Consider the following 4,005-nt stretch of genomic DNA (forward strand, 5'->3'; position numbering starts at 1 on the left):
GCCCGGTGCAGACTTCGGATCTCTCCCCTGATCGGGCTTTTTCGTGTCAGGCATTGGTATTTCCTCCTCCGCTTGATGCGGCGGGTATCTAACATTCGATACCGTCCCACGTTCCGCGGAATTTAGGTCATGCTAAAATAATAATTCCGAAGGAGATGACGCGCTCGCGAATGACGAGGGCAGATGTAACAACGTCGTCATCCACGGTACCGCTAGTCGCGTGTGCCTGTGCATGAGCATGTTGATACGCATCAAACCGATTGATCGTCAGGAAGCTGGACCCTAGCTTAGCCGTCTCAGAGGAGTTCCGAAGGGCCGTGTTCGAGGCAGCGCGCAACAAGGCGGTGAGATTAGGCCTGAAGGTCGAAGACGATGCCGACTTCTTGGCTTCCGTCGAGCAATGGATCAGACCCGAAATCACCATCCGGTGAACTGCGGCTTCGTTACATGAACCTTCTCTACCAGCATCAGGACGCCCGGTGCTGGGCCTGACTCACAGCTGCAAAGATGCAGCGGTAAAGGCAGAACAGATGGAAGAGCCCATTTCGGGATTGGGCAATTGAGTTACGATTGTCCAAAAGCCGGTGGTCCGCCCACTCGTTATCGTCCTTCTACCCAACCTCACTTTCTTTGCGCGTCTGCGGGCGGTCAGGCATAAGCTGAGGCCCGAAATTTCTGTATAGAAAAATAAGCAGGCGTTCGGCTTCACCGGGAACGAGACGGTAATAGACATTGACGCCGTCCCTGCGAGACGCGACGATATTGGTATCCCTCATCCGCTTGAGATGTTGGGAGAGCGGCGATTGAGCAATGCCTATCACCCGTGTCAGCTGGGCGACAGACATCTCGCCCTCCCACAGGCAGCAGATAATCTTCAGCCGAATGGCATTGGCGGCAATTGCAAAGAATTTCTCTGCCTTGAAAAAATCAACGGTCATGTTCGCTCCCTCTAAGGGATTACTATGACAGCCATTTACATTCGAGAACATTAATTAAGGGTTCTGACATCTAGCTGTTGCGACCCTGCGCAGAACCAATTGCTCCGAGTGCCTCAACGAGGTATCTTGCGGCAAGCTCGTTGCGCTGGATTCGCGCGATGATGAGAGCCGAACGGCAGTGGCTCTCGGCGAGAGAGTGATCAAAAAGCGACGCCTCCAACTTCTCTTCGTGGATTGCTCCTGTGAAAAAGGACGGCACACCATCCTCATCGCGAAAGCAACGACCTGTTGCCCTGATCAGACGTATCCGACCGCCGCTCACAACGCGAAAGCTGACGGAGCCCGTCTCCCCGTCCAGGATCGACGTGTGGGTATGGCGCGCAGCTTTCGCCCGATCTTCGGAGAAGATCCGCTCTATAATTTCCTCTACCGGCACGCCCACAACGACTTCGTCAACGGTAAATCCGTAGATTTCCGCAAATACAGCGTCGCCGAACAGTTTGTTCTCCGGCACATTCCACGTGAAGAAACCAAACCCGCGTTCAGGATAAAGCATCGACATCCGTAGTCCCCCGAGAATCACCCTGAATGATTCTACACGGCGATAAACATTATTCATCTCTAAATTTCGTGATCGAAAACTAAGTTGGCGGTGATGATGACGAACCTACCAACCAATGATCGAAAAAGTACCCAACCGCTGGAGAACCGGCTGGGTACGGGACGGGATGGATCTCCGAACGCTTGCCAAACGATTTCAGCTGTCCACAAAGTTCGCGATTGCGTAATAAGTTCCGCAGCGCATCATTGCGCCGCCGGAGCGATAGGGGACAGCTTCAGGCGCACTGATTGACCGCTTGCCCAGGACCGAGCTAATTTGAGTTGATGAAAAGAGGTTTCTGCAACCACACCATTTTTGGTGATGACGACGATGAAACGCCCGTCGCGCTAGATGATCACCACAGATGCCTCGAAGGCACGTTACATATTGAGGGAGTATCAAAGTCAAAATTCGAACTAATGGATAAACCGGGTCGAGACGGTCTCGGCTTGGTTTCCCCAGTCAACCAAACAAAATTTGATGAGCGCCACAATTGGTCGTTAACAATGAAGATCAGGTTTCGTTCTGTGAAACCAAACGCGCTGACGATTATCGTTAATCGCCCTGAAGGGCTGAAACTCATCACGCTCCATGTCGTCGTAGACGAATACGATCTCCGGCTTGTCAGGACGCGAACTAGGAGGAACGTTTTTCACGGCAGATTTTGCGCGCTTCCTGAAGGTAAGCCGCGAGATACTAAGGGTATTCAAGCGCTCTCGCATTCCGATGCTCCAATTTTGGAGCGAGCATCTCTTTCTTTTGCACGTTAAGCAGCCGACATCGGCATACGCGGCTAGGAGGTACGGTTAACGCACGAGCTACTCACGCGAGGCCCGGAAAGGAAACCTGCACCGGGCCTCTCCCGCAGCGGGGTATGCCGAGATGGCGCCTGCGGCACATGATCGATACTCGTGAGCGCAAGGGGAGACTATCACGTCCGGCATCTCCGATCCATAAACTATTGCTCACTGACTACCAAGGCTGTACGCGAGGCTGAAGAGGCCGAGGAGCCACGCGATCAACATAAGCCCTACGCCGAGTATGAGTGGACGGTGTCCCATGATGGCTCGCGAAGCTAATTTACTCCGCCGCACAAAACACCGTTGGTTGCGAAGGTCACTACGCTGTTCAACGCAGTTTCCATTCCGATGGGGCAGGTTCGTAAAGATGGGCTTCCTGAGTAGCGCAGCCAGGCGAATAGCCGCGCAAGAATTTGGTCACGCTCGGACACGCCTCGGACTTGGATCTTGCCGTCAAAGCCGCTCGGTGGGCCTATAAGATCAAGCCTTGGAACTGGATGGCTCACAGCTGGCGCGGACGATTCATTTGGAAGCTGGGGCAACCTTCCAGAGGAAAACGCAAGCCGACTTGCGAAACTGGATGTGCTCGACAACGGTAAGGCGTTGGCCAACGCCCGCAATTCCGATACGCCCCTCGCACTGACATGTTTCGTTGCATAGCTGGCTGTGCCACAAGCAAACATTGTAGAGACTCAGTCGGTCTTGATGTCCGGGCCACTGCAAACCATTACCGTCCGCGAGCCGGCCGGTGTCGTCGGACAGATCATTCCTTGGAATGCGGCATTGATAAAGATGATGGCGCGGAAGCTAGCTCCGGCTGTTGGTTTCCACGCGGAACTGAGCCGCTGTGGGTGCGGACGAAAACTTCCACCACCAGGAGTTAGTTCATGTATTCCTACAAAGACAGACTTCGAGCCGTTGAACTCTATATCCGGCTTGGCAAGCGGCTTAACGCAACCATTCGCCAGTTGCAACTGGAGCATGATCTCCTGAAGAATGGCCAACGAACTCAAAAAAAGACCTGGGCGTCTATCTCCAGATCCTGAGAAATCGGGAGAAGACACAGCTGATTGACGCCCTAAGGAAGTTTATCGCTTGCCAGAACTACTCGCTCAGCTGTGAATTGCCCGAAGCTCCTATTTTTACCATCGCACGCGCATTTGTCTGGCAGAAAAGTATGCGGCCGTCCGGCACAGCCTTTCAAACGAAGAACTTGCGACAGGCGTCGCTGTCAAGGCCATTCTTGATCGGATAGCGATCGAGGATCGTGGGCGGGTCGCAGAAAGAGTGTACCACGGTATCGTTTCGGGCACAGCCGGGACGTTGCAGTATTCCGTCGTTAGCCGGAATGGAACGAGAATTCAGGTCGTCGCCTTCGGATGTTGTCTCAAGGATGCAGACGGAATCCCTTCGGTTTATACAGGTACGGTGATGATGGCGTCGCATGCCGCCCTGACGATGGGAATAAGCCCGCTGGAAGTCCATTGCCAAGCTGCTCTATCCATTGCGCGGAAAGAGGGCCGCGAGTTTACCGTACGCTATTTATCGTCCGCACTTCGCTCTTTAGGTCTGACAGAGTCAGCCTGAACCTCGACGAGCTTGGCCAGGATGCGAGCAACGCGTGCTGCCTTGATTGCCGAATGCGGATCGCTACTACGACGCTGGC

At 53.9% G+C, this 4,005-nt stretch carries 3 protein-coding genes and 1 pseudogene; 2 read left to right on the forward strand and 2 right to left on the reverse strand.

The features are described 5' to 3' along the window. Positions 1–611: 611 nt before the first annotated feature. Complete coding sequence (locus AC2GXZ_RS32415) at positions 612–938, reverse strand: ArsR/SmtB family transcription factor (RefSeq protein WP_483763361.1); 327 nt, start codon at positions 936–938, stop codon at positions 612–614. 70 nt (positions 939–1,008) lie between these two features. Further along, positions 1,009–1,500 carry a PAS domain-containing protein gene (locus AC2GXZ_RS32420; protein ID WP_483763362.1) on the reverse strand — a complete coding sequence of 164 codons (492 nt, stop codon included), beginning with the start codon at positions 1,498–1,500 and terminating at the stop codon, positions 1,009–1,011. 1,544 nt (positions 1,501–3,044) lie between these two features. Between AC2GXZ_RS32420 and AC2GXZ_RS32425 the strand changes: the two genes are divergently transcribed. Both AC2GXZ_RS32425 and AC2GXZ_RS32430 read left to right on the forward strand, forming a co-directional pair. Further along, on the forward strand, positions 3,045–3,332 hold the full coding sequence (locus AC2GXZ_RS32425; RefSeq protein ID WP_483763363.1) for an aldehyde dehydrogenase family protein: 288 nt from the start codon (positions 3,045–3,047) through the stop codon (positions 3,330–3,332). After that, positions 3,296–3,542, forward strand: a pseudogene (locus AC2GXZ_RS32430) (IS3 family transposase); the annotation flags it as partial. The gene AC2GXZ_RS32425 and the pseudogene AC2GXZ_RS32430, both read left to right, overlap by 37 nt. Positions 3,543–4,005: the final 463 nt, after the last annotated feature.

This window comes from Aliirhizobium sp. YIM B11859, from assembly GCF_057163345.1.

Coding starts and splice junctions, on each gene's coding strand:
- AC2GXZ_RS32415 (WP_483763361.1), bottom strand. CDS start 938: ATGACCGTTGATTTTTTCAAGGCAGAGAAATTCTTTGCAATTGCCGCC.
- AC2GXZ_RS32420 (WP_483763362.1), bottom strand. CDS start 1,500: ATGTCGATGCTTTATCCTGAACGCGGGTTTGGTTTCTTCACGTGGAAT.
- AC2GXZ_RS32425 (WP_483763363.1), top strand. CDS start 3,045: ATGTCCGGGCCACTGCAAACCATTACCGTCCGCGAGCCGGCCGGTGTC.